This window comes from Geobacter sp. 60473 (assembly GCF_036323535.1).
In the GTDB taxonomy this organism is placed as follows: domain Bacteria; phylum Desulfobacterota; class Desulfuromonadia; order Geobacterales; family Geobacteraceae; genus Geobacter; species Geobacter sulfurreducens.
Genome location: NZ_AP028967.1, coordinates 3,470,935 through 3,496,651, shown reverse-complemented (window position 1 = coordinate 3,496,651; position 25,717 = coordinate 3,470,935). Strand labels below are relative to the sequence as shown.

Genomic DNA, 25,717 nt, shown 5'->3' with positions numbered 1-25,717 from the left:
GGACGATCCGGATAGTCTGTGCCGGGAGAAACCATGCACAACTTTTTCATAATCGGAGCCTTCATTTCGCTGGGGATTCTCCTGAGGCGGTTCAAGTCGCTGCCGGAAAACACCCCTTTCGTGCTCAACAAGATAGCCATCAACGTCTGCCTGCCGGCGCTCATCCTCCTCAACGCCCCCAAGATCGCCTTCACCCGGGATGCGGTGACGACGGCGGTCATTCCCTGGGCGCTACTGGCGCTTTCCGTGGGACTGGTGCTGCTCGGGGCGCGTATCTGGCAATGGCCGCGCCCAGTCGTTGGGGTGCTGCTCCTCATCGTTCCCCTGGGGAACACTTCCTTTCTGGGGGTGCCGATCATCCGGGCATTTTTCGGCGCCGACGGCCTGCCCCACCTGATCGTCTACGACCAGATCGGGACCATGATGATCTTCGCCACCTACGGCTCCTTCATCCTTTCCCTCTACGGCCAGAATGGAGTCCTGTCCGTTTCAGCCGTGGTCCGCAAGATGCTCCTCTTCCCGCCTTCCCTGGCCCTGGCCGCCGGGCTCGCGCTCAAGTCGTGGCCCTATCCGGACGGCCTGTCCATTGCGCTCCGCTACTTGGCGCTGCCGCTGGTGCCGGTGGTAATGACGGCCATCGGCCTGCAACTCCGGCTGAAGCTGTCCCCCCATCTCGCGGCGCCGGTCGGCATCGGTCTCGGCATCAAGATGCTCGCCGCCCCGCTGGCAGTTCTTGTGGCATGCCGCCTGATCGACATTGACGGCATGGCAGTGGGGGTTTCGGTCGTGGAGGCGGGCATGCCGCCGATGGTAACCGCCGGGGCCCTGGCAGTGGTTGCGGGAATGGAGGCGGAGCTCGCCATCGCACTGGTCGGGATCGGCATCCTCTGCTCCTTCGGGTCGCTGCCGGCGCTCTTCTGGCTGGTAAGTCTGTAAAAAACGTGAGCGATAGTGCGGTACAAAAATCATTGGCGGAACGGAGACCCCTGCCCCCATGGAAATAACCACCACGGCCCCGGCGTTCCAGCCGGCCGACATGACCCGACGCCATCGGGAATGGCTCAACAGCAACCACTGCCGGACCGGCCTCACGCGGGGGAAACGAGACTCCCACCGGGGGCTGCGCGGGACACCCCGCAGAGTTGGCGCATAACTTTATCTTGTATCAGCCGGCAACTATGTACTATGTTCCTCATATGCAAACGGGGCTGAAAAAATTCTCGGGTAGGACCCTGCGGATTTCGGTGATCGCCACGATCTTCGTTGTTCTCGCCCTCAACGGGATCGCCAGTTCGGGTTTTCTAGAGCATGGCTGTTCCCTCCAGCAGAAGTGCGCCATCAGCAAGTCACAGGGCGCTACGGTCCATTCGACGATCCTCAAGCATGCCCAGATCGCAGTCCTGGGCCAGCGTCTCTTCGAGTTTCACAGCCCGGTATCATTCCTTTTGAATGGCCATCAGGACACGCGCCCGCTGGCATCCCTTACCGCATCGATCGTCTTCACCCGGGCCCCACCCGCCCGGTGCAGTCTTTCATAGCTTTTCACAGAACAACACCATCCAACTGCCACCCTTACGATTGCCGACAATTCTCTGACCGACGGGTCGAGATGTTCTGACCTCTGCACCCCGGACGAGGACCTTCACAGGCCCCGCCGAAGGTCTTTGACCGGAGCATTCTCGCGCTCTGCGATCACGCCGCTCACCGCGCCGGTGGCCGCCCCGTAGCTCCAGACCTGTGGTGGAGACGTGTTTCGCGTCTGCCCCTTTGCCCTTTGTGGGGCTATTACTCTTTGGCACCAGGTCAACGGTTTTGCGACTAATCCGACCGTTTGAAACAGGAGACAAGGTACGGCAGAGACAACGCATCGAATAAGCCCGGCACAACCGGCTTCGGCCCAACAGGCCGCCGGGAGGAGGAATTTAGAACATATGCACGACCTTGGACTCATCATGACCATCACGGGGAGCTTCACCGCGGCGCTGCTCCTGGGGTATCTGACTCATCGCATGGGAATGTCGTCGATTGTCGGATATCTTCTGGCGGGCATTGCCGTCGGAACCCACACGCCGGGATTCGTCGCCGACCAGGGGATGGCTGAACAATTCGCCGAAATCGGCGTCATCCTCCTGATGTTCGGCGTGGGACTCCAGTTTCACGTCAAAGAACTGTTCAACGTGCGGCGCGTGGCCATTCCCGGCGCGGTGTGCCAGAGTGCCGTAGCCACCTTGCTGAGTTGCCTGCTGGCACGATGGCTCGGCTGGAGCTGGTCGGCGGGTATCGTCTTCGGCTTTGCCGTGTCGGTTGCGAGCACGGTCGTGCTTCTCCGCGTACTGGTGGACAACAATGAGCTGCACACCCCCACCGGCCACATCTCCGTGGGGTGGCTTGTGGTGGAGGATATCTTCACCGTTTTCCTGCTGGTGATCCTGCCCATCTTTTTCGGCTCCGGCGTGGCCGGCTCGGACAGCCTCCCCCTCGCCATCGGGCTCTCCGTGGTCAAGATAGCCCTCCTCGTCGCCCTGACCTTCTTCGTCGGGAGCCGCCTCATCCCCCGCCTCCTGTGGCACGTGGCGGCCACGCGCTCGCGGGAGCTGTTCACCCTGACCGTACTGGTGCTCGCCCTGGGGATTGCCGTGGGCTCCGCCAAACTCTTCGGCGTATCCATGGCGCTCGGGGCATTTCTGGCAGGCATGGTGGTCCGGCAGTCCGATTTCAGCTTCCGTGCCGCATCGGAAGCGCTGCCGATGCGGGATGCCTTCGCGGTCCTCTTTTTCGTCTCGGTGGGGATGCTCTTCACCCCCTCATACCTCATGGAGGAGCCCGGCCTCGTGCTTGCCACCCTCGTGATCATCCTGGTGGGCAAACCGCTGGCCGCGCTGGTGATCGTTCTCGTCCTCGGCTATGCGCCGCGCGTTGCGCTGTCCATTGCCGTCGCCCTGGCGCAGATCGGGGAATTCTCATTCATCCTGGCCACAGTCGGCAAGGACCTGGGTGTCCTCGGCGAGGGGGGAGCCAACACGCTCGTTGCCGCGGCGATCATCTCCATCAGCCTCAACCCACTGCTGTACCGGCTCATCGGGCCGCTGGAGAAAAAGGCCCGACACTGGCGGCTCTGGCGCATGCTCGACGAACGGGCAAAGTCGCGCACCACAGGGAGTGCCGAAGACGCGGGCAGCCATGTGCCCACGTCCCGGGACAGGGCAATCGTGGTGGGATACGGCCCCACGGGCAGAACTCTGGCCCGTCTGCTCAGTGAAAACGGGATTGACCCGGTCATTATCGAGATGAACCTGCACACGGTCCGCCAGCTCAACGCCGACGGCATATCGGCCATTTACGGGGATGCCACGCGCGAGGAAACACTGAAGGGGGCGGGGGTGGAGAGTGCGGTTGCCTTCATTCTGACCTCGGCGGGGATGCAGGGAAGCGACGAGGCCATCCGCCTGGCACGGGAGTTCAATCCCAACCTGCGCATCATCGCCCGCGCGGCCTATCTGAGGGATATCCCGGCCCTGCGCCGCGCTGGGGCCGATGCGGTCTTCTCGGGAGAGGGCGAGATAGCGCTCAACATGACCGAGCACATGCTCAACAAACTCGGCGCCACGCCCGAGCAGATCGACCGCGAACGGGAGCGGGTCCGGTCGGAGCTCCTCGGCGGGACGCGGGGCATGAAACCACTCGCCACGAACCACTGACGCCGGGACAGCCCCGAACGATGACACGGATTTCCCGGCACTATGACTGGAGGTAACGGAATGAGAATTCTTCTTGCAGTAGATGGTTCACCGGGCAGCGACGCTGCCGTTGCAGAGGTATGCCGCAGGCCCTGGCCGACCGCAAGCGAAGTCCGCGTCGTGACCGTGCTTTCCCCGCTGGAATCACTCCCCTTGCGCAGCTCTTCGCATATCCCCCTGACCAACGACGAGATCTTCGAGCAACAGGGGTGGGAGGCGGCCAAACGCTTGAAGGACGTGGCCAAAACCCTGCAGCAACGGACACCCGACCTGCACGTCACGCCCGTGCTGCTGGAAGGCCGGCCCAAGAATGCCATTCTGGACGAAGCCGAACGATGGTGTGCGGACCTGATCGTTGTCGGTTCCCAGGGATCCGGGGCGCTCAAGCGCTTTTTCCTCGGCTCCGTATCCCTGGCCGTTGCCCTTCACGCGCCCTGCTCCGTGGAGATCATACGCCGTTCGCCCGATCAGCCGGACCCAGCGGTCTGAACGGGCTTCGCTTGTCGCTCCCGGAGCAACGACTCTTCCCAGAGCAACCAGAGCGGTTCGGTCCGGATAAAAAGTATTCCTTGTCGTTGCCGGTCCGAGTTATATTCTGTCCGCAACGGGACTCGCCCCCCGGCGTCGCCCGTTGGAGAGCGAATCGAACGTTTTCGAAATCCCTGACTGGAGATCCCATGAAACAATCACTCGGTGCCAGAACACTGCTCGTCCCCACCCCCGTCCTGATGGTTGGAACCTATGGCCCCACAGGCACGCCGAACCTGATGAATGCGGCCTGGGGCGGCATCTGCTGTTCCGACCCGCCGTGCGTTACGGTATCCGTGCGCAAATCACGGCTTACCTACGACAACATCGTTCAGCGCAAGGCATTCACGGTTGGCATCGCCAACGAAGCCACAATGGTGGCAGCGGACTATGTCGGCATTGCCTCCGGCCGTGATGTCGACAAATTTGCCGCGGCCGGCCTGACCCACGTGGCCGGCGAACATGTTGACGCGCCCTATGCGGCGGAGTTTCCGCTGGTGCTGGAGTGCCGGTTGCTGCATACCCTGGAGCTGGGGATACACACCCAGTTCATCGGCGAGATCGTCGACGTGAAGGCGGACGAGGCCATCCTGGGCGAGGACGGGCTCCCCGACATCCTCAAGATCCGCCCGCTGGTCTATGACACCGCCCACAAGGGGTATCACGCGGTTGGACAACTGGTTGGCAAGGCCTTCTCCGCAGGGAAGAAGCTACTATGACGCCTGAGGTTTCCGCACTGGACAAGGCCCTCGCAAAGGTCTGCGAATTGTGCCCGGTCTGCCTTCATGCCCGCTATCACCAGCAAGGGGTCGTCTTTGCATTCGTGCGGAATGTCGAGCAGGACATCTGCCCGTTCTGCAAGGCCTATGAGCGGGTTCACGGAAAAAAGGCCCATGAGAGGAGAGGGTAGCGATGCCGACGGTAACGGTACTAGCAGAGGTACGGGCACGGGAAGAGGCGGTCGACGCGGTCAGGGTCGAACTTCTGAAACTGGTGGCGGAAACCCGTCAGGAGGAAGGCTGCCTGGAATACCGGCTGCATCAGGATGGGGATGACCCGGCCCTGTTCATCTTCTACGAGAACTGGGAGAGCCCGGACTGCCTGGAACGGCACCTGGGGTCCGACCACTTCCGGGCATACCTCGCCGCGGTCGAAGGGATGATCGCCGACAAGACCGTCCGCAGGCTGTCGGAGCTGCCCTGAGAAGCAGCAGGCCGCTTGACGAACCGGCGGAGATTGTCCTCCGGCGCGGGCCGCGGGCGAACCTGCACCGGCTTGCGCTGCTCCGGGTCACTTCACGTAAGGGACATAGCGTGCGTCGTTGGACTGGATATGGTTCAGCCACCACTTTTTGAGGAAATCCATCAGTTCCCAGGAGAGATCTTCGCGCTTTTCACGATACTCCGAGCGGATTGAGCGGGTACGCTGCATCATCCAGTCATGGTGCTTTTTGTGTTCCTCATACTCGGGATACTTTGCCAGGCGGAGGAGTTGCTCCTCATCGGCGAAGTGGTTCTGGGTGTAGGTGGACAAGTCATCGAGAATGCGGCCCAGATCGAGCAGCCCCGTCCTGCCCTGCAGATAGTCGTACACCTCATTGATGAGATCAATGATCTTTTTGTGCTGGCCATCGAGCTTCGGGACGCCGACACTGTAGCTGTCCTGCCAGACAATGAACTTCTGAGGTGCTTTGCTACTGTTTGACGCGCTTGAATCCGCTGTTCCCATGCCCACCCCTTTCCAAACCCTGTACACTATACTAGTTAATCAGGATGGTTGTTGCGGGTTATTTTAGCACGAACCGGGCCAATCGCTTCCGCGCGAAACATTTCTTCAGCTGTCCAGGGTAAAGAAGAACACGGCGCCCTGCCCTTCCCGACCCTCCGCCCACACACGCCCTCCATGGCACTCCACGATACGGCGCACCGTTGCCAGACCAACGCCCGATCCCTCATAGTCCTCCGCGCTGTGGAGCCTCAGGAACGGCTTGAAGATTTTTTCGGCATGTTCATTGGCAAAGCCAACACCGTTGTCCCTGACAAAGAAGACCGTTCGCCCCCGATCCTCGCCCACGCCGAACTCTATAACGGCATCCTGCCGCTTCCCCGTGTATTTCCATGCATTACTGAGGAGATTTTCCATAACGACCTGCAGCAGCCGGGGATCGCCGTTCACCTCGATCCCGTCGGTTATCCTGAATTCAACCGCGCGCTCCGGCCGGGACAGCATCAGATCCTGCACAATGCCATGCGCGATCGTGCTGAGATTGGTGGGACGCCGGTTGACTTCCCCCTTGCTGACCATGGCAAAGCGGAGCAGATCGTCGATCAGTTGCCCCATCTTTCTGGCTGCCGAACAGAGCCGGGTCAGGTGTAATTTGCCCGTATCGTTAAAGGCCTCGTAGTAATCCTCCAGAAGAGCCCTGCCGAACCCTTCGATGTGGCGCAGGGGGGCCCGCAAATCGTGGGAAACCGTATAGCTGAAGGCTTCCAGTTCCCGGTTGAGCGCCGCCAACTCCGACGTTCGCTGCGCCACCCGCTGTTCGAGCTCGGCATTGAGTCTGGACAGTTCATCCTCGGCGTTCTTTCTCCGGCTGATATCGGTCATGACCCCGCGGAGCTTTACGTGGCCGTTCGTGTCCTCGACAACCACGAATGAGTTCCGCAGCCAGATAATGTGGCCATCGGCGGCGAGTCCCCGATACTCCAACTCATGGCCGGTTCCCTCGCCATGCGCCGTGCGGCAGGCGGCAAGCACCCACGCGCGGTCCTCGGGGTGGATGCAGCGCTCCCAGAAACCAGGTTCGGCCAGCCATGCCTCGGCGGGATAGCCCAGGATATCCTTGGACCGTTGGCTGACGAACGTGAAACAAAAACTCTCGACGTCAAGCTCCCAGACGATGCCGCTGATGGCATTGACCAGTTCGACATACTTTTCGTTGCTTTTCCTGAGATTTTCAGCCGCAGACTTGCGGTCGGTGATGTCGGTGAACATCGCGATCATGCCGGCGTTCAGCCCGGCAGGGTCGTGCAGCGGGGCAGTGGATATGCTGACACTTATCAGTTGTCCGTTTTTCTTCATGCGCACGCCTTCGATATCGTGCAGGACCGCCTCCTGGCAGGCGCTTGCGCAGACCCGCTCGCCATCTTTCGCGTCGTCAGGGTGGAGCAGGGAAAAGGGCGTCCCCCTCACCTCCCCCTCAAGCCAGCCGAAGAGGCGCTCGGCGGCACGATTCCACACCACGACCTTGTCTTCCCGGTCAAGTGCCACGATGGCTACCGGCGACGCCTGGAGGATGGCCGCCATTGCCTGATGTGACTCGAACAATTTTTTCTGGCTTTCATAGTTCTCGGTCAGCTGCTGCCGAAGTTCTTCCTCGGCCACGATCAGTTCTTCGTTTTGTTGCCGGAGTTCCTCCTCGGCCACGGTCAGTTCCTCATTCCGCACCCGGAGATCTTCCTCGGAGCGACTGATCTGCGCCGTATCCCGGTGGACGAGCCAGTAGAGAAGCATGGCGGTCGCGGCCACGTACACCCATCCCTTGCCCATCTGGAGTCGCGTGAGGAGATGAGGGTCGCCAACCGCAAGATAGAGCAGCCAATCGGAAAAGAGAATCCATGACACGCCGACGAGCGCATAGATCGCAGTAATCCGCAACGCTACATTCTGATTGCTGCCGGCCATGCTCCTTCCTCCTGTGTTTTGCCGGATCACCCCGCTCCGGGGTCGGAAGCGGGGCATGCATGTCAAAGGACATGGGCAAGGTTGGGACGGGTACTGCAGGGTTTTCCGCGGTATGAACAAAGGGATAGGCACTCAACGACAGTAAATATCCGAAATAACGTCGTCAGTCTGTCGGGAATGTTTGACTCAAACAGCGAAAAGGCTATTTTGCGGGGGTAACGCCATGTAGAAGGGCAAATTTGACCAGGGAAGGGATATTGGTGATACCGAGCTTAATCATGAGCCTGCTGCGGTAGGTTTCGATGCTTTTGGGTGAAAGGGAAAGGATTTGCGCAATTTCAGAGCTTTTCTTCCCTTCAACCACCAACTGCAGGACCTCCCGCTCCCGCTGGCTCAGGCTGTCGAGGGGACTTTTCGGGAGATCGGCGCAGGCGGAGCGGTGCATGTCGGACGGCAGCCGACTCCCTCTGCCGAAATAGCGGTGCCCCCGCATGACCGTTCGCACTGCATCGGTGACCTCGGCACCTGCCGATTCCTTCAGGAGATACCCCCGCGCGCCGGCCTGGAGCGCGCGGTAGACGTGCTCAAGGGTGTCGTGCATGGAAAGAATGACGATTTTTGTCGCCGGCTGCTCTCTGGCAATCAGGCGGGCGGCTTCGATGCCGTTCAGTTCCGGCATGGTAATGTCCATAACCACCACGTTGGGCTTAAGCGACCCGGCCATCGCTATCGCCTCGCGCCCGTCGCCGGCCTGACCGATCACGGCAATGTCGCTCTGGGATTCGAGAATCATGGTCAGTCCGTCCCTTACGACGGCATGGTCATCGGCAATGAGAACCTTGATCACCATCTACGAACCCTCGTCAATTTCAACAGTCAGTACCGTACCTTTGCCCGGCGCGGTATTCAGCCGGAACGTCCCGCCGATCAGTTCAGCCCGCTCGCGCATGATTGTCAGCCCCCAGCCGCTTCCCGCCGGTGTCGGCGAGGCACTTTCAAGTGCAAATCCAATACCGTCGTCCACAACCGAAAGCCGCACCCGCCCATCGCCGTGATCCAGGGAGACCTTCACGTTCCCTGCGTTTGCATGTTTCGAACAATTCGTGAGGGCCTCCTGAACGATACGAAAGAGCGCTATTTCCTTTTCCGCCGGCATCCGGGGAACGCTGTCGGCCACCCGTACCGTCACCTCAATCCCGGTCCGCCGTGAAAAAAGATCAGCATGCCAGCGTAGCGCTGCCGGCAGACCGTAGTCGTCCAGCACGGGCGGCCGCAGCTTGGCAGTTAGGCCCCGGACCGTGCGGCTTATGTCTTCGATAAGCCGTTCCGTGTCTTCGATCCTCGCCTTGAGGCACCCGTCCGGGCCCTGCACGAGACGGTTGCCGATAACGGAAAAGTTGAGATTGAGGGCGGTCAGATCCCTCCCAATCTCGTCGTGCAGTTCGGCGGCGAGTTTCTTCCTCAGGTCCTCTTCCATCTCGGTGAGACGCCGGGTGTAGCAGCGGAGGGCTGCCTCGGCCCGCCGGCGTTCGGCAATCTCAGAGGCCAGCTCCATGTTCCGCAGTTTCAGTTCCGCAGTCCGCTGGTGAACCAGCTCCTCGAGCAGTTCCCTGTGGCGATGAAGCTCATCCTCCGCCAACCGGCGCTCGGTGATATCGATGAATGTCGCCAGGACCGTGCCCTCAATCGTTATCCCGGAAACTTCCACCAGACGAATATCACCGTTCTTGCACGCGACCCGGAATTCAGCGGGTTCGATATCACCCGCACCGTTCGGGCCTCTTTGCACGGACGCCTGCCAGGCATCGGCCGTCTCCCCTCGGCAGCGCCCATCGGTGCAAACCCGACTCCACCACTCCTCCTGCGTCGGGATGTCTTCCGGCGCATAGCCGAACAGCCGCGTGAACCGGTCGTTTACGTACCGCAAGGTGCCGCTCGCATCCGCGAAGCACAGTGGCAGCGGCGCCATCTGGACGAGACGCCTGAACCTTGACTCGCTTGCACGAAGAGATTTCTCGGCCTGACTGCGTGCAGCCACCTCCTCCTGCAAGGCCCGGTTGGCCTGCTCCAGGTCCGCGGTCCTTTCCCTGACGCGAAGCTCCAGTTGTTCCTTCGCCTCCCGGAGGGCCGCCTCCGCCGCCTTGCGGGCGGTTATGTCTTCCACGATGGCGATATTGAAGCTCGGCTCCTCGCCCTCCGCCCACAGGGGAGAGACGGTCAGCCTGACCCACACGTTGCAGCCATTCCGGTGCAGGTACCGCTTCTCTCTCGTGAAAGTCCGGACCTCTCCCCTCAAAAGCCGGGAGATGCACTCCAGATCGACCGCCACATCATCGGGGTGGGTGAGCTCCTGGAACCCCATCGTCAGCATTGCCTCGGGAGAGTAACCGACGATGTCGCCGTATTTCGCATTAACCCTGACGAACCGGCCCGTCAGCGGATCAACCAGGGCCACCCCGACCGCCGCCTGCTCAAAGACCGTCCTGAAGCGCTTTTCGCTTGCGAGCAACTGCGCTTCAGCCTGCTTGCGCTCCACCAGGTCCATGATCATCGAGGCGAGCTCATGCAGCGCATCCGCATCTTCACGGATGTACTCCGTCGCCTTGTTGCCCACGCCGATAATGGCGAGCACCTTGTCGCCATGAATGATCGGCACACCCATCACCCGCACAATGGGGGGGTGTCCCTCGGGCAGTTCCTTTTTATGTGGAAGCCCGGCGTAATCGTTATGGATCATGGCAGTACGTTCGCGACAGCAATCACCCCAGATCCCGGCCCGTCTGGTCGGATGGTGCTCTTTTTCGCCTCTCACCCGGCACATGGTGGCCAGGGTATTGCTCGACCACGCCTGCAGGGAAGCCTGCTCCCGGTCCGGGGCAACAACATGGAGGTAACCGATACTGCTGTCGGTCAGCCGTTCAGCGGCATCCAGGGCTGACCGAAGTAACTCGTCGAGGCTTTCGCACCGGGCACGTTCCGACAACTGCAAACGGATGCGCAGCAACTCTTCGGAGCGACTGCGCCCGGCGGAGTCCCGAAGGTACATCACCAGGCGGTCATCACCAGCCCTGGCCACCCGGAGGAACGCCCGCACGGGCTGCCCATCCCGCCCGATCAAAGAACATTCTCCTTCCCAAAACCCGGTGTCGGTCAAGGCGGCTCCGGCGCGAAGCACGGCCTCGCACTGTTCCGCATGCATGATGTCGGCCAGAGCGCTGGGGGCGGAGTGCCGCGATCCTCTACCCAGGAATTCGAGACTTGCCGGACTGGCTTGCACAATGCGTCCCTGCGGTTCTACCAGCAGAACGGGAAACGGCGAATGTTGAAGGTGCCGATGGATCACTTCCGAAACTCCTGCAAATACAGATCAGACACTTCGAGCCCGAGGTTCGACTGTTCCCTTGAACTCAGCTAAGTCTATTAATACCGTAAGCAAATCGCCGCATTCCCACAAGCTCACGAACGAACATCACCCGCAATCAAACACTAGCAGAGGACTTGATCTTTGACATGTAATTCCGCCACGATTAAGTGCACAACTTCGGCAGAATAGAAAATAACAAATCAGTCCGTCTGTCGGGAAAGTTTGACTACCCGTAAATTCTCCCTGGAACTGAAACTTGATATGCCGCGCAAAGCTCCATGACAGGTCCATCGCACAACCGGGCGACTGTGACCGGCCTGCCGTCATGCCCGCTGCCAGCAGCAGGGTTTAGCCGCTGGATGTGTCATTCATGATGCGCGGAACATCTTCTCTTTTGCCACGCCGGTGAGGGGTCACGGACTGGAGGCCGACGAGATGAGAGGGTACTCAACACCAACCGTAACAGTTACCGCAGAGGCGACAGTGAGGGAGGCTGCCGGCGCTGTCAGGACAGAGCCCCTGAACCTGGTGGCAGAAACACGCGTGGAGGAAGACTGTCCGGAGTATCGTCTGTCTCGGGACCTGGAGTCCCCGAGCCAGTGCGCCATCCGCGGGAGACGGCAGGGTTATACCTGGCGCAGCCCTCACGATGGAACTTCGGCAATTTGCGGCACCGAAAGGGAGGCGGTAGCCGGCAGGGCTGCCCACAGGAATCCGGCACGTGCCTGCGGTGCTGAATAGATTGTGGAGGTGGTGGCGGAATATCTCGTCGTGGAGCGGATTGTGTACAGTCATCGCGCTCGGCCCGGGATCGGCAGCGTCAGCGCATCCCCAGGCGTGCAGTGGCGATCGCCAGGTAGATCTCCCGGAGAAAGCCCAGCAAGCCTCCGATCAGTGCGAGCATGGCAAACACGAACAGCAGGGCGGCAACGTCCGACACATTGACGTGGAGGAACGCACCCACAAAAAGCAGGGCTATGACCACGCACACGAAGAGCGCACTTATCGTGCACGAACTGATGGCCCAGTTGATCAGCCGCATGCGGCGCCCGAGCGTTGTCAGCTCAAGCCTGGCCAAGGCCCTGCCATCGCTGGCGACATCGGCAAGGTGCTGCTCGATGACGCGGGCACGGTCAACGATGCGGCCCAGCCGATTGATGAGCACGGACAGAATCGCGCCGACACCGGTGAGGAGAAAAACCGGCGCGACAGACATCTGGATGACATGGGCAATGTTCGAAATGACGGGCTCTGGCTGCATTATGCCGGCGTCTCCCCCGGGGATGAATTTCACCCGTGATCATTATTACCCTTTCTCTGCCCGGCTGTGAACCATTTCTTTAAGCGGGACCGCGGTCTGGGCCCGGACATACAGCATGAGCCCGCCGACGACCAGCACCAGCCCCGCGGTGCCCGACGAGCCCGGCAGTGCGCCATGGAGAAAGACGATCTCCCCAAGAAGCGAAAAAATAACCTCGGTCGATTGGGTCGCATCAATGGCGGCAAGTTCGTAGGTAGTTGACGCGCAATGCCGGGCATGAAGAAACAGGCTCGTGGCAATGACGCCGGAAAACACGGCCACCAGGGCCGTGTTGACCAACTGACCGGGCGAGGGGGGCGGGGGTGCTGCCACGATGAGCAGCACGACCCAGAAGGGGATCGAGCCGAGCACCATGAGCAGTACCCTCCCGAAGCTGTCGTCGACGACCGGGTCCGTTATGGCCGGCAGCAGAGAAGATGTTCCACGGCGGGCCTCCCACACCATCTGGTTGCCCAGGGGATAGGCGAATGCCGCGGCCACAACCGGCACTATCCCCCGCAGGATGTCGCCCAGCGGAGCGGCGGTTGCCTGCTCAAGGGTAACCAGCACAATACCGAGAAAAATCATGGCAGTGAACAACACCCCCCTGGCCGGCACCCGGCGGCCGAACAGCAGGAGCACCACCGGTGTCGCGAGGATGGTAATCTGCCAAGTGGTTGCCACCACCCAGCCGGGAGCGAACGACGCGCTGAAGGAGATCAGGGCGTAAAACGCCCCGAAGCCGACACTTCCCGCCGTGGTCCAGAACAGCCAATTCCGGCGAAAGGCGTCCCATGCAGCAATCAGTACCCCCCGTCGTCCTTTCAGCAGCAACCAGGTGCAGAGCAGAAGCAGCATGTATCCGTAGCGCAGGCTCGCGGTCCATGCCCAGTGCCCTCCCTCCAAGCTCATGGCCCGGTTGAGCACGAACGTGCTGCTGAAGAAAAATGCCGCAAGTATTCCGAAGACAATCAAACGGGTCATGGCAGACGTTCCATCCTCATGCCGGCAGGGTACGCATCGGATCGGGTGGAGAACGGTACCCTACGGCGCCCCATCCTCCAGCAGGTCGTTTGGTCCCTTGCGCAGCATGTTGTAGGCGAGATTCGTCAGGCGGCGCCCCGGATTGCGCATGACGCGGGTGGCGATGGCCCGCCAGGAGTAGGCCTCACGGCGTGCCTCCAGCCAGCCCCGGTGGAGCCGTTCGGGAGACATGAGACGGGGCCGGAAGACCACGGTGGAGTGATCGTAACGGGACCAGTCGGTGGTCAGGAGCCGCCCCTCCTCCTGGAACTGGCGGAACAGTGCCGTGCCGGGGTAGGGGGTGAGGATGTGGAAGGTGGGGACGCTGGGGGAGCACTCCTCCAGGAAGCGGAGCGTGGTCTCGAAGACGCTCTCGTCGTGGTCGTCGAAACCGAAGATGATGGAGGTTTCCAGGATGATGCCCGCGTCGCGGACCCGCTTCATGAGATCGGTCTGGGAGTAACGGGTGCCGGACTTGGCCATGTTGGCGTGGGATCCGGTCACCGACTCGATCCCCACGAAGAGGCCGATGCACCCCGAGTCCGCCACGAGCTTCAGGAGCTCCGGGTCCTCGGCAAAACGGAGATTGGTCTGGGAGCCCCAGCGGACGTTCATCTCGGCCAGCCCCCGCAGGATGGGCCGGGCCTTGGCCGGATCGCCCAGGAGGTTGTCGTCGAGAAAGACCACGAGCTTGCGTCTGAAGGAGCGAATCTCTGCCAGGATGTCGTCGGGATCGCGGTAGCGGAAGGTGCGGCCGAAGTAGGGAGTGACGGTGCAGAAGGAGCAGTCGTAGGGGCAGCCCCGGCTCGCCTGGACCGTCTGGGTGGTGAGGTAGCGGCGGCCGGCCAGGATCTCGCGGCGGGGCCAGGGGGCGGAGAGGATTTCGTCCGTGGGGACCGGCGCCCGGTAGACCGACTTGAGGCACCCGGCCAGGAGGTCGTCGAGGAGGTGCGCCCAGACCGGCTCGGCCTCCCCCACCACCACCGCGTCGGCATGGAGCAGGGCCTCCTCGGGCAGGACCGTGGGGTGAATTCCCCCCATCACTACGGGGACTCCCCGCGCCCGGAACCGGTCGGCAATCTCGTAGGCCCGCGTCGCCTGGTGGGTCATGGCCGTGATCCCCACCAGGTCGAAGGCACCGTCGAAGGGGACTTCGTCATGGACCTCGTCGGCCAGGATCACCTCCCAGTGGCGGGGCGTGGCCGCGGCCACCATCTGGAGCGAATGGGAGGGAAGCTGGAAATAGCGCGCCCAACCGAGCTTGTGGGTCGCCGGGTAGATCAGCAGCAGCCGGGGGGAACGGGACATCAGGCGGCTCCCCCGCAGCACGCCCCGGCGCTGAAATCCACCAGGGGCTCCGTTGTCCGGGGCCGGGTCGCCTCGTACTCCCTGAGATAGGCCTCGGGCTTCATCATCCGCTGGGTCCGCCAGAGGACCCGGGCGATGTAGGGGATCTGGGAGGGGCGGACCTGCTTCATCCAGTCCATCAGGCTCTTGTCTCCCGAGGTATTGAGGATGGAGCGGCGCCAGGTCTCGGCATAGAGCTCGAAGAAACGCGGGGCGCCCACCCGGGGTTCCCACAGGAGGTGGTGCATGTCGAAGTTGGACCAGGGCTGGCAGGCAATGCGCGGGGCCACGTCCCGGAAGAAATCGGTGCCGGGCAGGGGCGTGAGAATGGTGAACCCGGCCCGCTGGAGGCCGTAGCGGGCCACAAAGTCCCAGAGGTCGCGGAAATCGTCCTCACCCCAATCAGGATCGATGAGGAAATTGCCGTTGATGCCGTAGCGCAGTTCGCGGGCAAGGCGGACCGCCTCCACGCTCTCGGCCACGCCGGAATCTTTGGTGATCCCGGCGAGACCCTTGTCCGTGGCAGCCTCCAGCCCCAGAAAGATGTCGAAATCCTTGGCCAGCGGGCGCCAGGCGGCCATGAGGTCGGCGCTCCGGCAGATGAGGTCGGTGCGGGTCTGGACGAGAATCCAGCGTTTGAAAACCCCGCGCTTTTTCAGCGCCTCGGCCAGCTCCAGGCTCCGGGCCGGATTGTGCCAGAAGAGGTCGTCGGCCACGAAGATCGAATCCCCGGCCGTGGCGAAATCCTCCACCACTGCGGCGATGCTCCGCTCGCGGCAGGAACGGCCGTAGAGCTGCCAGACGGAGCAGAAGGAGCAGCGGTGGGGGCAGCCCCGGGCCGTCTCCACGAGCCAGACCGGCTTGAACAGAAGGCAGTGGTAGCCGGAGCGGTGCCGGTCCACCAGGTCCCGGGCCGGGAGCGGCACGAGGTCGAGGCAGGTCTGGCGGTCGAGGCAGGGGGTGTCGCGCCAGCCGTCGGGTTCGCGCAGCCGGAGCCCCGGCACCTCGTCGAGGCGCCCGCCCTTCGCCAGGGCGGCGGCAACCAGGGGCACGATCTCCTCCCCGTCGTCGCGGCAGATGGCGTCCACCGCATCGCACTCCAGAGGAGCGGGAAAGGCGGCGGCCGCATGTCCCCCCACGAAGATGAAGGCATCGGGGCTTGCCCGCCTGACCTCACGGGCCGTTTCAACCACCCGCTCGTACTCCAGGGCGTGGAGGCAGGATATTCCCACGAGACGGGGCCGGGTGCGCCCGACCCAGGTTGCGGCACCGGGGCGGAAGCGAAGATCTGCCGCGGTAACGGTGTGGCCGTTGACGCGAAGCGCCGCGCCGATGTATTCGAGCCCCAGGGGCTCGACCCGAAAGAAGGGACCGAGGCCGAACCGGTCGTTGCCGGGATGGGGGCGGAGCAGGAGAATGTTCATCTGAATCTCGCCAAGGTGAAGTAACGGGGTATTGTTTCCGAAAAGGGCGGCGGGGGTCAAGGGTAATATGTTTCGTTAAAGCTGATTCCCTGCGTATTGACTAAAGTTAGGCGAGAGTATTATACTTTCGCTATTCTTGAAAGCAGAGGGGGAGATGCCATCCCCCTTTTTTTCTCGGTGATGCCCGTTCTGAATGCCCTGACCATCGACGTGGAGGACTGGTACCATGTCTGCGGACTCCCCGGCGAGCCGGTCGTCAGTCCTGACACGGAGCGGGTCGTCCCCGCCGTCGGACGGCTGCTGGCACTGCTGGCCGAGCGCGGCTGCCGGGCCACCTTCTTTTTGCTCGGCTCCGTGGCCCAACGGCATCCGGGCCTGGCGCCGTCAATCGCCGAAGCGGGCCATGAGATCGCTTCGCACGGCTGGTCCCACCGGCTCGTGACCGGGCTCTCCCCCGAAGAGTTCCGGACGGAGTTGCGGCGGACCGGTGACCTTCTGGAACGGCAGACCGGCCGGCGCCCCGTGGGATTCCGGGCACCCCAGTGGTCCCTCTGCCGCCGGCGGACCCCCTGGGCCTTTCCCATCCTGCGGGAAGAGGGATACCGGTACGATTCCAGTCTCTCGCCGCTCCCCTTCTTGGGAGACCGGCGCGGTCCGCGCGGTCCGTTCAGGATCGACACCCCGGCGGGGCACCTGGTGGAGGTGCCGCCCCTGGTGACGCGGACCCCCCTGGGCAACCTGCCGACGGGCGGCGGGTGGGGCTTCCGGTTCTTCCCGCTGGGGCTGATCGGGGCCACCATGGCGGGATTGAACCGGCGCGGCATGCCGGCAGTGCTGTACGTTCATCCCCGGGAGGTTGACCCGGAGGGCCCGCGGCTGGCGCTGCCGCCCCTGCGATCCTTCGTGGCCTACGGACCGCGCAGCGATGCGACACCGCGACTCGACGCCCTGCTGGAACGATTCGCATTCACTACACTCGATCAGTTGGTTGACCGTTGGGATACTGTATAATCATACCAGCCTACAACGCGGCCCGGACCCTGCCGGCCGTGGTCCGGGAAGTCCTCGGCCTGGGGATGCCATGCCTCGTGGTTGACGACGGCTCAACCGACGGGACCTCCGCCGCGGTGGAGGGGCTGGGGGTACACCTGCTGCGCCACGACGGCAACCGCGGCAAGGGAGCGGCCCTGCGGACCGGCTTCGAGTGGGCCCTCGCGCACGGATGCTCCGGCGTGGTGACCCTGGACGCCGACGGCCAGCACGATCCCACGGCCATCCCGTTTCTGGCGACCGCGGCCCGGGAGCGCAACGTCGACATCCTCATCGCCTCCCGCGATACCCAGTTCCGGGAGATGGCGGGGCTTCGCTCCGTCTGGAACCGCTTCGGCGTCTGGTGCATGAGGAAGCGGACCGGCTTCACCATCACCGACAGCCAGTCCGGGTTCCGCTGGTACTCCGCCCGGCTCTTGAAAGGGGTCTCCCTGGAGGCGAGCGGCTACCACCTGGAGATGGAAATCCTCATGAAGGCATGGCGAGGTGGATTCACCATCGATTCGCTCCCCGTGGCCGCCCGGGTGGCGGACGGACGCGCCACGAGCCATTTCCGGCCGGTGCGGGACACCTGGAATATCTGCATGACGTTCCTGCGCCACATGTAAGGCTGCGCAGGGGCCCTTTTGCCGGGAATCACAACGAGGTCACAGATTGATGCTCCAGAGCCTGAAAAACTATACAACCGAAAAGATCGTCTCCCTCCTTCTCTCCATGGCCACCAACGCCTCCAACGAGAACCTGGCGCGGATGACCCACCTGATGGAGCTGATCCCGAAAAAGGAATACTACAAGGAACGGATCCGCTGGATCCGGAGGCTCATCCAGGAGAACCACCCTTCCATCGAGTTTCCCCGCCGTATCCTGCGGGAGATCCACCCCAACCAGCGGGAGAAGTGGATCACGAACCTGGCGGTGAACCACCTCCTCTCCGGCACCAACACGCGGAAGGCGTGGCAGGAGCGGGAGGGGTACTATCCCCCCTCCACCGTGGTCATCAGCACCACCATGAAGTGCAACCTCTCCTGTTACGGCTGCTACGCGGGCGATTACGCCAAGGCCCTGGAGCTGACCAACGACGAGATCGATTCGATCCTCACCCAGATGAAGGAGATGGGGGTTTACTTCGCCGTCATTTCCGGCGGTGAGCCGTTCTTTAAAGAAGACATCTTCGAGATCTTCAAAAAGCACTCGGACATGGCCTTCCTCGTCTTCACCCACGGCGGGCTCATCGACGAGGCCATGGTACGGAAACTGGTGGAGGTGGGGAACGTGATGCCCGCCTTCTCCCTGGAGGGGTACGAGCAGGAAACCGACGAACGGCGCGGCCCCGGCCATTTCCGCAAGGTCATGCGGGCCATGGACCTGCTGCGGGAGGCGGGGCTCTCGTTCTGCGGCTCCTTCACCCAGACCAGCCGGAATACCGACATCATCACCAGCGACGAGTACATCGACATGCTGGTGGCGAAGGGGGTCTTCGCCCTCTGGCTCTTCACCTACGTGCCGGTGGGACGGGAGCCCGATCTGGAACTGATGGCGACACCGGAGCAGCGGGACGCCCTGCGGCGCCGGATCGTCGATTTCCGGGCCGCCAAGCCGATGCTCTTCGTGGACTTCTGGAACGACGGACCCATCATCAGCGGCTGCATCGCCGGGGGGCGGAAGTACTTCCACATCAACGCCAACGGCGACATCGAGCCGTGCGTCTTCTGCCACTTTGCCGTGGACAACATCCGCCGCACCACCCTGCGGGAAGCCCTGCGGTCGCCGCTGTTCCGAAAAATCCGCCAGGTGCAGGGCGAGCACGACAACCTGCTCCGCCCCTGCATGCTCATCGACCACCCCGACGTGGGGCGCGAGCTTTTCCAAAGCGCCGGGGCCTATCCCACCCACGAGGGGGCCGACGCCATCTTCACCGGCCTGGCGGACAACATGGACGACTACGCCCGGCGTTACGCCGAGTTCGCCGACCCTGCCTGGGAGCAGGAGTTCGGCGCCGGGCAGGGGAAGCGCCCCAGGGGCGTAACCCGCTGATGCATCTGGAATCTGAATCCGTGGAGCCGGAGAGCCACGGATTCGGGTGAAACTTCACAGACGCCGGAACTCCGGCATGACGAGCTGACACGTGCCGCTGCACAACCGGATAAACCTGTTCCTTATCAACCTGTTCACCCTGCTGGTCCCCCGGGCGGTCCATGCGCCCTTCGCCTTTCTGACGGGGCTGATCCTCTACCTGGCCATTCCCGGGCCCCGGCGAGGGGTGCGTGCGAACCTGAGGGCCGTGACCGGCAGGCGCAACGTGGAGCGGCTGGTGCTCTCCACCTACTACAAGTGCTCCCGCAACTGGACCGACATCATGCTCATGATGCGCCGCCGGGGCGAGCGGCTCTTTGCCCTCATCGGCCGGCAGGAGGGGCACGGTATCCTGGATCGGGTCCTGGCGGAGGGGAACGGTGCCATCATCGTTTCGCCCCACCTGGGCAACTGGGAACTGGGGGGGCTGGGGCTGGCCGAGCGGGGCTACCGGCTCAACGTCATGACCTTCCGGGAGCCCGACGAGCGGGTAAATGACCTGCGGGAGCGGGTCCGGGAGGAGCGGGGCGTCCGCTTCATCTACGTGGACCGGCACGACACCTCCCCCCTGGCTGCCGTGGAGGCGGTCAACGCCCTGCGCCGCAACGAGGTGGTGGCGCTCCTGGTGGACCGGGACGGCTCGTCCCAGACCATGGAACTGGAGTTCTTCGGCCGGCCGACCCCCATCCCGGTGGGGGCCGGCTACCTGGCCCTGGCCACCGGCGCGCCGGTCATGCCGGTGTTCGTCCCCCTGGAGGGGAGCAACTACGCCACCATCATGGAAGAGCCGATCCGGTTCGCCGGCGGGCGCGGCCGTAACGCCGAGGCAATCCGCCGGGGGATGGAGCAGGTGCTCGGGGTCTTCGAGCGGTACATCCGCAGCTACCCCGACCAGTGGTACAATTTTTTCGACTTCTGGAATGATGAACACAACGAAACCGTGAAGGGATAACCGCATGTCCGACCAACTCATTGTGCAGGTAAAGCAGATGATCATCGACGCCCTCCGGATCGAGGGAATGTCCCCCGACGACATCGACACCGACGCCCCCCTCTTCGGCGAAGGTCTCGGTCTCGACTCCATCGACGCCCTCCAGCTCGTGGTGGCCATGGAGAAGGATTTCGGCGTGGTGGTCCCCGATGCCGCCACCGGCACCAAGGTCTTCGCGTCGGTCCGGAGCATGGCCGACCACATCGCCGCCAACCGGAAATGAAGATCCTCTTCGTGGCGCCGGGCTGGCCCCGGGGCAGGCTCTGGGGCGAACTGGGCTTCAAGTTCCCGTCCCTTGCCCTGGCCGCCCTGGCTGCGGTTACCCCGACCGAATGGGACGTGGCCCTCTGCGACGAGAGCCGGGAGACCATCGACTTCGATGCCCCGTGCGACCTGGTGGCCATCACCGCCATGACCCCCCAGGCGCCCCGGGCCTACGAGATCGCCGCCGGCTTCCGGACCCGGGGAAAAACCGTGGTCATGGGGGGATTCCACGCCAGCAATCTCCCGGACGAGGCCCTCGGCCACGTGGACGCAGTGGTGGTGGGCGAGGGGGAACTCTCCTGGCCCCTGCTGCTGGCGGATTTCCAGGCTGGCCGGCTTCAGTGCCTCTACCGGTCCCCGGGGCTCCTGCCCATGGCATCGATCCCGGTGGCCCGGCGCGAGATCTTCGCCGGCAAGGGGTATCTGCTGACCAACACCCTCCAGACCACCCGGGGCTGCCCATTCGACTGCGAATTCTGCTCGGTCACCGCCTTTTACGGCCGCAAGTACCGGGAACGCCCCGTCGAAGCGGTGCTGGCCGAGCTGGAAACCCTGCGCAAGGCCAACTCCTTTGCCTTTTTCGTGGACGACAACCTGGTGGCCGACCGCCGTTACGCCCTGCCCCTGTTCCGGGGGATGAAGGGAATGGGGTTCAAGTGGCTCTCCCATGCCCCCATCGATTTCGCCGGGGATGAGGAATTGATGCGGGCCGCCGGCGAATCGGGCTGCATCGGCATGTTCGTGGGATTCGAGTCCCTGGACCAGGAGGCCCTGGCCGCCATGGGAAAGGTGACCAACAGCTCCTCCGCGTTCCTGGACCAGGCCCGGAAATTCCGGGACCACGGCATCGGCATCCTCGGGTCCTTTGTCCTGGGCTACGACGGCGACACCCCGGACTCCTTCGGCCGTATCCTCCGCTTCTGCGAAGAGGCCCGGATCGAGGCGGCCATCTTCCCGATCCTCACCCCCTACCCCGGTACCGCCGTGCGCCGGCGACTGGAGGCCGAGGGGCGGATCACCTCCAACGACTGGCGCGACTACGACATGGGGCACGTGACCTTCCGCCCCACGGGAATGACCGCCCGGGAGCTCCAGGAGGGGCACGACTGGCTCAACCGCTCCTTCTACTCCTTCGGCTCCATGTGGCGGCGCATCGGCAAGCTGCACCGCTCGGTGCAGGTCTTCGGCCCCATGAACCTGGGGTTCCGCAGCGCCATCCGAAAATCCGACAGAACGAAAGCCTCCTGACCATGATCTGCTTCATGTTTCCCGGACAACCCCTCGCGTCACCGACTGAACTCCCGAAGGACGCGGATTTCGAGGCCATTGCCCTTTTGACGCGGCAGCGGGCCTCCTTTGACCTGCACACCTTTTCCTGGACCGGCGAACCGTCCAGCGATACCGTGGCACTCCAGGCCTACGGCGTGGCCATGGGGCTCTACCGGACCCGCCGGCTCAGGGCCGACGGGATCGTGCCCCGGCTCATCGCCGAGCACAGCATGGGGATCTACCCCGCCCTGGCCGCGGCAGGGGCCCTGGATGAGGGTGACGCCCTGGAGCTCGCCGTCCGCCTCGGCAGGACCATGGCCGCCATGGGGAGACAACGGACCTACGCCCTCGGCTGCATGGTGGGGCTCACCCTGGAACCCCTCCTGGTCATTGCCGAGAACAACGGCGTGTACCTTGCCAATCACAATACGTCCCGCCACTTTCTCCTGGCCGGCGAACGGGGGGCCATGGAGGACGCCTGCGCCGAGGCCCTGGCCCGCGGCGCCTTCTCGGCCAGGCTCTTCCCGTGCGACGCCCCGCTTCACACCCCGCTCATGGCGGAGGTGGCAACGGAACTCTCCACCGTGGCCGGCGATTACCGCTACCGGGAGCCGTCCGTCCCCCTGGTGGACCACATCGACCAGGACTTCCTGGCCGCCGCAGACCTGCCGGTGTTCATGGTCCGGGACCTCATGGAGCCGGTCCGGTGGGAGCGCACCTACCGCGCCCTGCGCGCCGCCGGCGCTAACCACCTTTACGAGGTTGGGGTCGGTGATTCCCTCCGCAAGTACAACCGGTGGATCGAAAGCGAGCGGGGGAGGTAGCATGCGGGAACACGAAACACCGCTCACCGTTCGTTTCAACGAGGTTGATTCCTACGGCGTTGCCTGGCACGGCCACTACGTGGCCTGGCTGGAGGTGGGACGCAACGACCTGGCGGGGCGGTTCGGGCTCGACGCGGCCCAGATCGGCGAGCTGGGATATCTGGCCCCGGTCGTGGATCTGGAGCTCTCCTACCGCCGGCCGGCCCGTTTCAACGAGGAACTGCGGATCATGACCGCGGCCCGCCGGACCGAAACGGCCACCATCGAATTCGCCACCCGCATCCTTGGAGCCGACGGCACCCTCTGTGCGCGTGGGCGCACCGTTCACGCCCTCACCGACCGGGACGGGGTGCTCCAGTACCGCCTTCCCCCCGCAGTGGGCGAACGGCTGGAACGGCTGCTCGCATGGACGGAGGGGGCATGAGGCTCCTCCTCGTGTCGGCAAACCGGGAGCGGAGCCCCTACCCGGTCTTTCCCCTGGGACTCGCCTGCCTGGTCCCGTCCCTGGAGGCGGCCGGCCACGAGCTCCGGGCCCTGGACCTCTGCTTCGAAGCCGATCCGGAGGAGGCCGTGACCGCGGCTCTGGCGGATTTCGCCCCCCAGGCCGTGATCATCTCCGTCCGCAACATCGACAACGTCACCTGGCCCGGTTCCCGCTCCTACGTGGCCGGGGTCAAGACCATCGTGGACCGCTGCCGGGGCATAGCCACCTCCATCCTGGGAGGATCGGGCTTCTCCCTCATGCCAGCCGAACTCCTCGCCTTCACCGGCGGTGACCTCGGCGTGGTGGGCGAGGGAGAGGAGATCCTGCCCGAGCTTCTGGCCTGCATTGAGCGGGGCGAGTCCCCGGCGGGCCTGCCGGGAGTGGTGGCCGGCGCCGGGGCCTTTGCGCCGCCCCGGCCGGTGGAGCGGATCGCCGCCCCGGACCGGCGCCTCTTCGCCCTGGCCCGCTACCGCCGGGAGGGGGGGATGGCCAACATCCAGACGAAGCGGGGATGCCCCTTCGGCTGCATCTACTGCACCTACCCGCTCCTGGAGGGACGGCGCATGCGGCTCCGGCCGGCAGCGGAGATCGTGGCCGAGCTGCGGGAACTGGCCGATGCCGGCATCGACTACGTCTACTTCGTGGACGACATCTTCAACTACCCCCCCGACTTTGCCGAGGAACTCTGCCGGGCCATGGTCGCCTCGGGCCTCACCATGGGCTGGTCTGCCTTCATAAACCCCCAGTTCATCACCCCGCGCCTCATGGAAACCATGGTGGCCGCCGGCTGCGACGCCGTGGAGTTCGGCACCGACTCGGGCTCGCCGGCCATGCTCCGCAACCTGGGCAAGTCCTTCGGCGTGGCACAGATCCGGGAGTCGTCCCGCGTCTGCCGCGAGCTGGGGGTCGACTTTGCCCACTACATCCTCTTCGGCGGCCCCGGCGAGACCCCGGCGACCATTGCCGAGAGCTTCGCCCTCATGGACGAGGTGGCCCCCACCGCGGTCATCGCCATGACCGGCATCCGGATCTTCCCCGGCACCCCCCTCTTCGAACGGGCCGTGGCCGAGGGGATGGTGACGCCGGATGAGCCGCTCCTGGAACCGACCTTCTACCTGGACCCCGCCATCAGGGACGTGCTGGGGGAACTGGTCACCGCCGGGGCCATGACGCGGCGGAACTGGGTGGCGCCGGGACTGGAGATCAACATGAGCGACGCCATGCTGGAGGCCATGCGCCACTTCCCGGTGCGCGGTCCCTTGTGGAAACTGATCAAGCGGCTGGGGCGGAGCCACGCGAAGCCGCTTTCCCAGCGTCAATAGCCGGTGTAGGGGCACTTCACGAATTGCCCCTACAGTGAACGGCAGATTTCACGGAGGTTCTATGTCGGCCACGGATGACCTGATCGCATTCCTTGCCCCGCACCTCGGCACTGAAACCCACGTGGGACCCTGGCTCACCATCGACCAGGAGCGGATCGACCGGTTCGCCCACGTAACCGGCGACATCCAGTGGATCCACACCGACCCGGAGCGGGCCCGGCGCGAATCCCCCTACGGCGCCACCGTGGCCCACGGGTTCCTGACCCTCTCCCTGCTCCCCTGCCTCACGGAGGCGAACCACCCGGACTTTTTCCAGCGCAACTACCCCGGCATGCGGCTGCGGGTCAACTACGGCCTGAACCGGGTCCGCTTTCCCCAGCCGGTGGTCGTGGGCTCCCGGCTCCGGGCGCGCACCCTGCTCAAGGCGGTGGAGCCCCTGCCCGGGGCGGTCCAGATCACCTACGAGATCACCGTGGAGATCGAGGGCAAGGACAAGCCCGCCTGCGTGGCCGAGCAGGTGGTGCGGGTCTATCCCTGAGGCGGCGCACCGTGCCGACCCCTCCGGCATTCCCCCTCACCGTCTTCTATGACGGCGCCTGCTCCGTCTGCGCGGCCGAGATGGCGGTCTACCGGCGCAAAAACCACGGCGGACGGCTCGTCTTCGTGGACATCAGCGATCCCGCCTTTGACCCGTCCCCCTGGGGCATCACCCTGGAGGCGTTCATGGCGCAGATGCACGCCATCGACCGGGGTGGCCGCGCCTACCGGGGAGTGGAAGGCTTCTGGGCCATCTGGCAGGCCTTCCCCGCCTCAAGCCTCTACGGGCTCCTCGGCGCCCTCGTGATGCTGCCGGGGCTCAACCTCCTGGCACGGCTCGGCTACCGGGGATTCGCCCGTATCCGCAAGTACCTTCCGAAACGCGCCGCCCGTTGCGACGGCGGCACCTGCCGCATGGACCGGCACTGAAGCCCTCCCCGCTTTTCAAACGCCGCCCCCTGTGGTAGGATGCCCGCCTTTCCCAACTCCCCCGGAA

Annotated in this window: 27 protein-coding genes; 19 read left to right on the top strand and 8 right to left on the bottom strand. The window is 63.9% G+C overall.

What is annotated here, in order from left to right; translation table 11 throughout:
- The first annotated feature begins 33 nt into the window (after window positions 1–33).
- From AABA48_RS15935 to AABA48_RS15900, 8 genes are all read left to right on the top strand, one after another.
- Entirely contained in the window at window positions 34–936 is a 903-nt protein-coding gene (locus AABA48_RS15935) for an AEC family transporter (RefSeq protein ID WP_338270714.1), read from the top strand.
- 58 nt (window positions 937–994) lie between these two features.
- A complete protein-coding gene (locus tag AABA48_RS15930; RefSeq protein ID WP_286351265.1) occupies window positions 995–1,153 on the top strand; it encodes a hypothetical protein in 159 nt (52 codons plus the stop codon).
- A gap of 91 nt (window positions 1,154–1,244) precedes the next feature.
- A complete protein-coding gene (locus AABA48_RS15925) occupies window positions 1,245–1,538 on the top strand; it encodes a hypothetical protein (RefSeq protein ID WP_286351264.1) in 294 nt (97 codons plus the stop codon).
- A 393-nt stretch (window positions 1,539–1,931) separates the two neighbouring features.
- Entirely contained in the window at window positions 1,932–3,698 is a 1,767-nt protein-coding gene (locus tag AABA48_RS15920) for a cation:proton antiporter (RefSeq protein WP_324309363.1), read from the top strand.
- Window positions 3,699–3,758: 60 nt separating this feature from the next.
- A complete protein-coding gene (locus AABA48_RS15915) occupies window positions 3,759–4,226 on the top strand; it encodes a universal stress protein (protein WP_286351262.1) in 468 nt (155 codons plus the stop codon).
- A 188-nt stretch (window positions 4,227–4,414) separates the two neighbouring features.
- Window positions 4,415–4,984: a flavin reductase family protein gene (locus AABA48_RS15910; RefSeq protein WP_286351261.1), complete on the top strand. Its 570-nt coding sequence runs from the start codon at window positions 4,415–4,417 to the stop codon at window positions 4,982–4,984.
- Entirely contained in the window at window positions 4,981–5,175 is a 195-nt protein-coding gene (locus AABA48_RS15905; protein ID WP_045667889.1) for a hypothetical protein, read from the top strand. The genes AABA48_RS15910 and AABA48_RS15905 overlap by 4 nt, the downstream gene beginning before the upstream one ends.
- 2 nt (window positions 5,176–5,177) lie before the next feature.
- Window positions 5,178–5,468 (top strand): putative quinol monooxygenase, encoded by a 291-nt coding sequence (locus AABA48_RS15900; protein ID WP_286351260.1) that lies wholly within the window; start codon window positions 5,178–5,180, stop codon window positions 5,466–5,468.
- 87 nt (window positions 5,469–5,555) lie between these two features.
- Here AABA48_RS15900 and AABA48_RS15895 read toward each other — a convergent pair whose 3' ends face one another.
- The 8 genes from AABA48_RS15895 to AABA48_RS15860 form a co-directional block, all read right to left on the bottom strand.
- Window positions 5,556–5,993, bottom strand: coding sequence for a hemerythrin family protein (locus AABA48_RS15895; protein ID WP_324309362.1), 438 nt, complete (start codon window positions 5,991–5,993; stop codon window positions 5,556–5,558).
- Between the two features lie 105 nt (window positions 5,994–6,098).
- Window positions 6,099–7,949 (bottom strand): sensor histidine kinase, encoded by a 1,851-nt coding sequence (locus tag AABA48_RS15890; protein ID WP_338270713.1) that lies wholly within the window; start codon window positions 7,947–7,949, stop codon window positions 6,099–6,101.
- 202 nt (window positions 7,950–8,151) lie between these two features.
- A complete protein-coding gene (locus tag AABA48_RS15885; RefSeq protein ID WP_286351258.1) occupies window positions 8,152–8,799 on the bottom strand; it encodes a response regulator transcription factor in 648 nt (215 codons plus the stop codon).
- Window positions 8,800–11,292, bottom strand: coding sequence for a PAS domain S-box protein (locus AABA48_RS15880; RefSeq protein WP_338270712.1), 2,493 nt, complete (start codon window positions 11,290–11,292; stop codon window positions 8,800–8,802).
- An 841-nt stretch (window positions 11,293–12,133) separates the two neighbouring features.
- Entirely contained in the window at window positions 12,134–12,574 is a 441-nt protein-coding gene (locus AABA48_RS15875) for a DUF2721 domain-containing protein (protein WP_286351256.1), read from the bottom strand.
- 45 nt (window positions 12,575–12,619) lie between these two features.
- The gene (locus AABA48_RS15870) at window positions 12,620–13,597 is read right to left on the bottom strand and encodes a DMT family transporter (protein WP_324309359.1); all 978 of its coding nucleotides are present in this window, start codon (window positions 13,595–13,597) and stop codon (window positions 12,620–12,622) included.
- 60 nt (window positions 13,598–13,657) lie between these two features.
- Window positions 13,658–14,944, bottom strand: coding sequence for a B12-binding domain-containing radical SAM protein (locus tag AABA48_RS15865; protein WP_324309358.1), 1,287 nt, complete (start codon window positions 14,942–14,944; stop codon window positions 13,658–13,660).
- On the bottom strand, window positions 14,944–16,407 hold the full coding sequence (locus AABA48_RS15860) for a B12-binding domain-containing radical SAM protein (RefSeq protein ID WP_324309357.1): 1,464 nt from the start codon (window positions 16,405–16,407) through the stop codon (window positions 14,944–14,946). The genes AABA48_RS15865 and AABA48_RS15860 overlap by 1 nt, the downstream gene beginning before the upstream one ends.
- A gap of 180 nt (window positions 16,408–16,587) precedes the next feature.
- Here AABA48_RS15860 and AABA48_RS15855 point away from each other — a divergent pair, with 180 nt between their 5' ends.
- From AABA48_RS15855 to AABA48_RS15805, 11 genes are all read left to right on the top strand, one after another.
- Window positions 16,588–17,418 carry a polysaccharide deacetylase family protein gene (locus tag AABA48_RS15855; RefSeq protein WP_324309356.1) on the top strand — a complete coding sequence of 277 codons (831 nt, stop codon included), beginning with the start codon at window positions 16,588–16,590 and terminating at the stop codon, window positions 17,416–17,418.
- Window positions 17,403–18,065 carry a glycosyltransferase family 2 protein gene (locus tag AABA48_RS15850; protein WP_286351251.1) on the top strand — a complete coding sequence of 221 codons (663 nt, stop codon included), beginning with the start codon at window positions 17,403–17,405 and terminating at the stop codon, window positions 18,063–18,065. The genes AABA48_RS15855 and AABA48_RS15850 overlap by 16 nt, the downstream gene beginning before the upstream one ends.
- A gap of 49 nt (window positions 18,066–18,114) precedes the next feature.
- A complete protein-coding gene (locus AABA48_RS15845) occupies window positions 18,115–19,491 on the top strand; it encodes a radical SAM protein (protein ID WP_286351250.1) in 1,377 nt (458 codons plus the stop codon).
- Window positions 19,492–19,582: 91 nt separating this feature from the next.
- Window positions 19,583–20,482: a lysophospholipid acyltransferase family protein gene (locus tag AABA48_RS15840; RefSeq protein ID WP_286351249.1), complete on the top strand. Its 900-nt coding sequence runs from the start codon at window positions 19,583–19,585 to the stop codon at window positions 20,480–20,482.
- Window positions 20,483–20,486: 4 nt separating this feature from the next.
- Complete coding sequence (locus AABA48_RS15835; RefSeq protein WP_010940916.1) at window positions 20,487–20,744, top strand: phosphopantetheine-binding protein; 258 nt, start codon at window positions 20,487–20,489, stop codon at window positions 20,742–20,744.
- Entirely contained in the window at window positions 20,741–22,033 is a 1,293-nt protein-coding gene (locus AABA48_RS15830) for a B12-binding domain-containing radical SAM protein (protein WP_286351248.1), read from the top strand. The genes AABA48_RS15835 and AABA48_RS15830 overlap by 4 nt, the downstream gene beginning before the upstream one ends.
- 14 nt (window positions 22,034–22,047) lie before the next feature.
- Window positions 22,048–22,878, top strand: coding sequence for an ACP S-malonyltransferase (locus AABA48_RS15825; RefSeq protein ID WP_286351247.1), 831 nt, complete (start codon window positions 22,048–22,050; stop codon window positions 22,876–22,878).
- A gap of 1 nt (window position 22,879) precedes the next feature.
- Window positions 22,880–23,302 carry an acyl-CoA thioesterase gene (locus AABA48_RS15820; protein WP_286351246.1) on the top strand — a complete coding sequence of 141 codons (423 nt, stop codon included), beginning with the start codon at window positions 22,880–22,882 and terminating at the stop codon, window positions 23,300–23,302.
- Window positions 23,299–24,684 (top strand): lipid biosynthesis B12-binding/radical SAM protein, encoded by a 1,386-nt coding sequence (locus AABA48_RS15815; protein WP_286351245.1) that lies wholly within the window; start codon window positions 23,299–23,301, stop codon window positions 24,682–24,684. Before AABA48_RS15820 ends, AABA48_RS15815 begins: the two co-directional genes overlap by 4 nt.
- 61 nt (window positions 24,685–24,745) lie before the next feature.
- Entirely contained in the window at window positions 24,746–25,222 is a 477-nt protein-coding gene (locus AABA48_RS15810; protein ID WP_286351244.1) for a MaoC family dehydratase, read from the top strand.
- Between the two features lie 11 nt (window positions 25,223–25,233).
- The gene (locus AABA48_RS15805) at window positions 25,234–25,650 is read left to right on the top strand and encodes a thiol-disulfide oxidoreductase DCC family protein (RefSeq protein WP_286351243.1); all 417 of its coding nucleotides are present in this window, start codon (window positions 25,234–25,236) and stop codon (window positions 25,648–25,650) included.
- Window positions 25,651–25,717 lie beyond the last annotated feature (67 nt).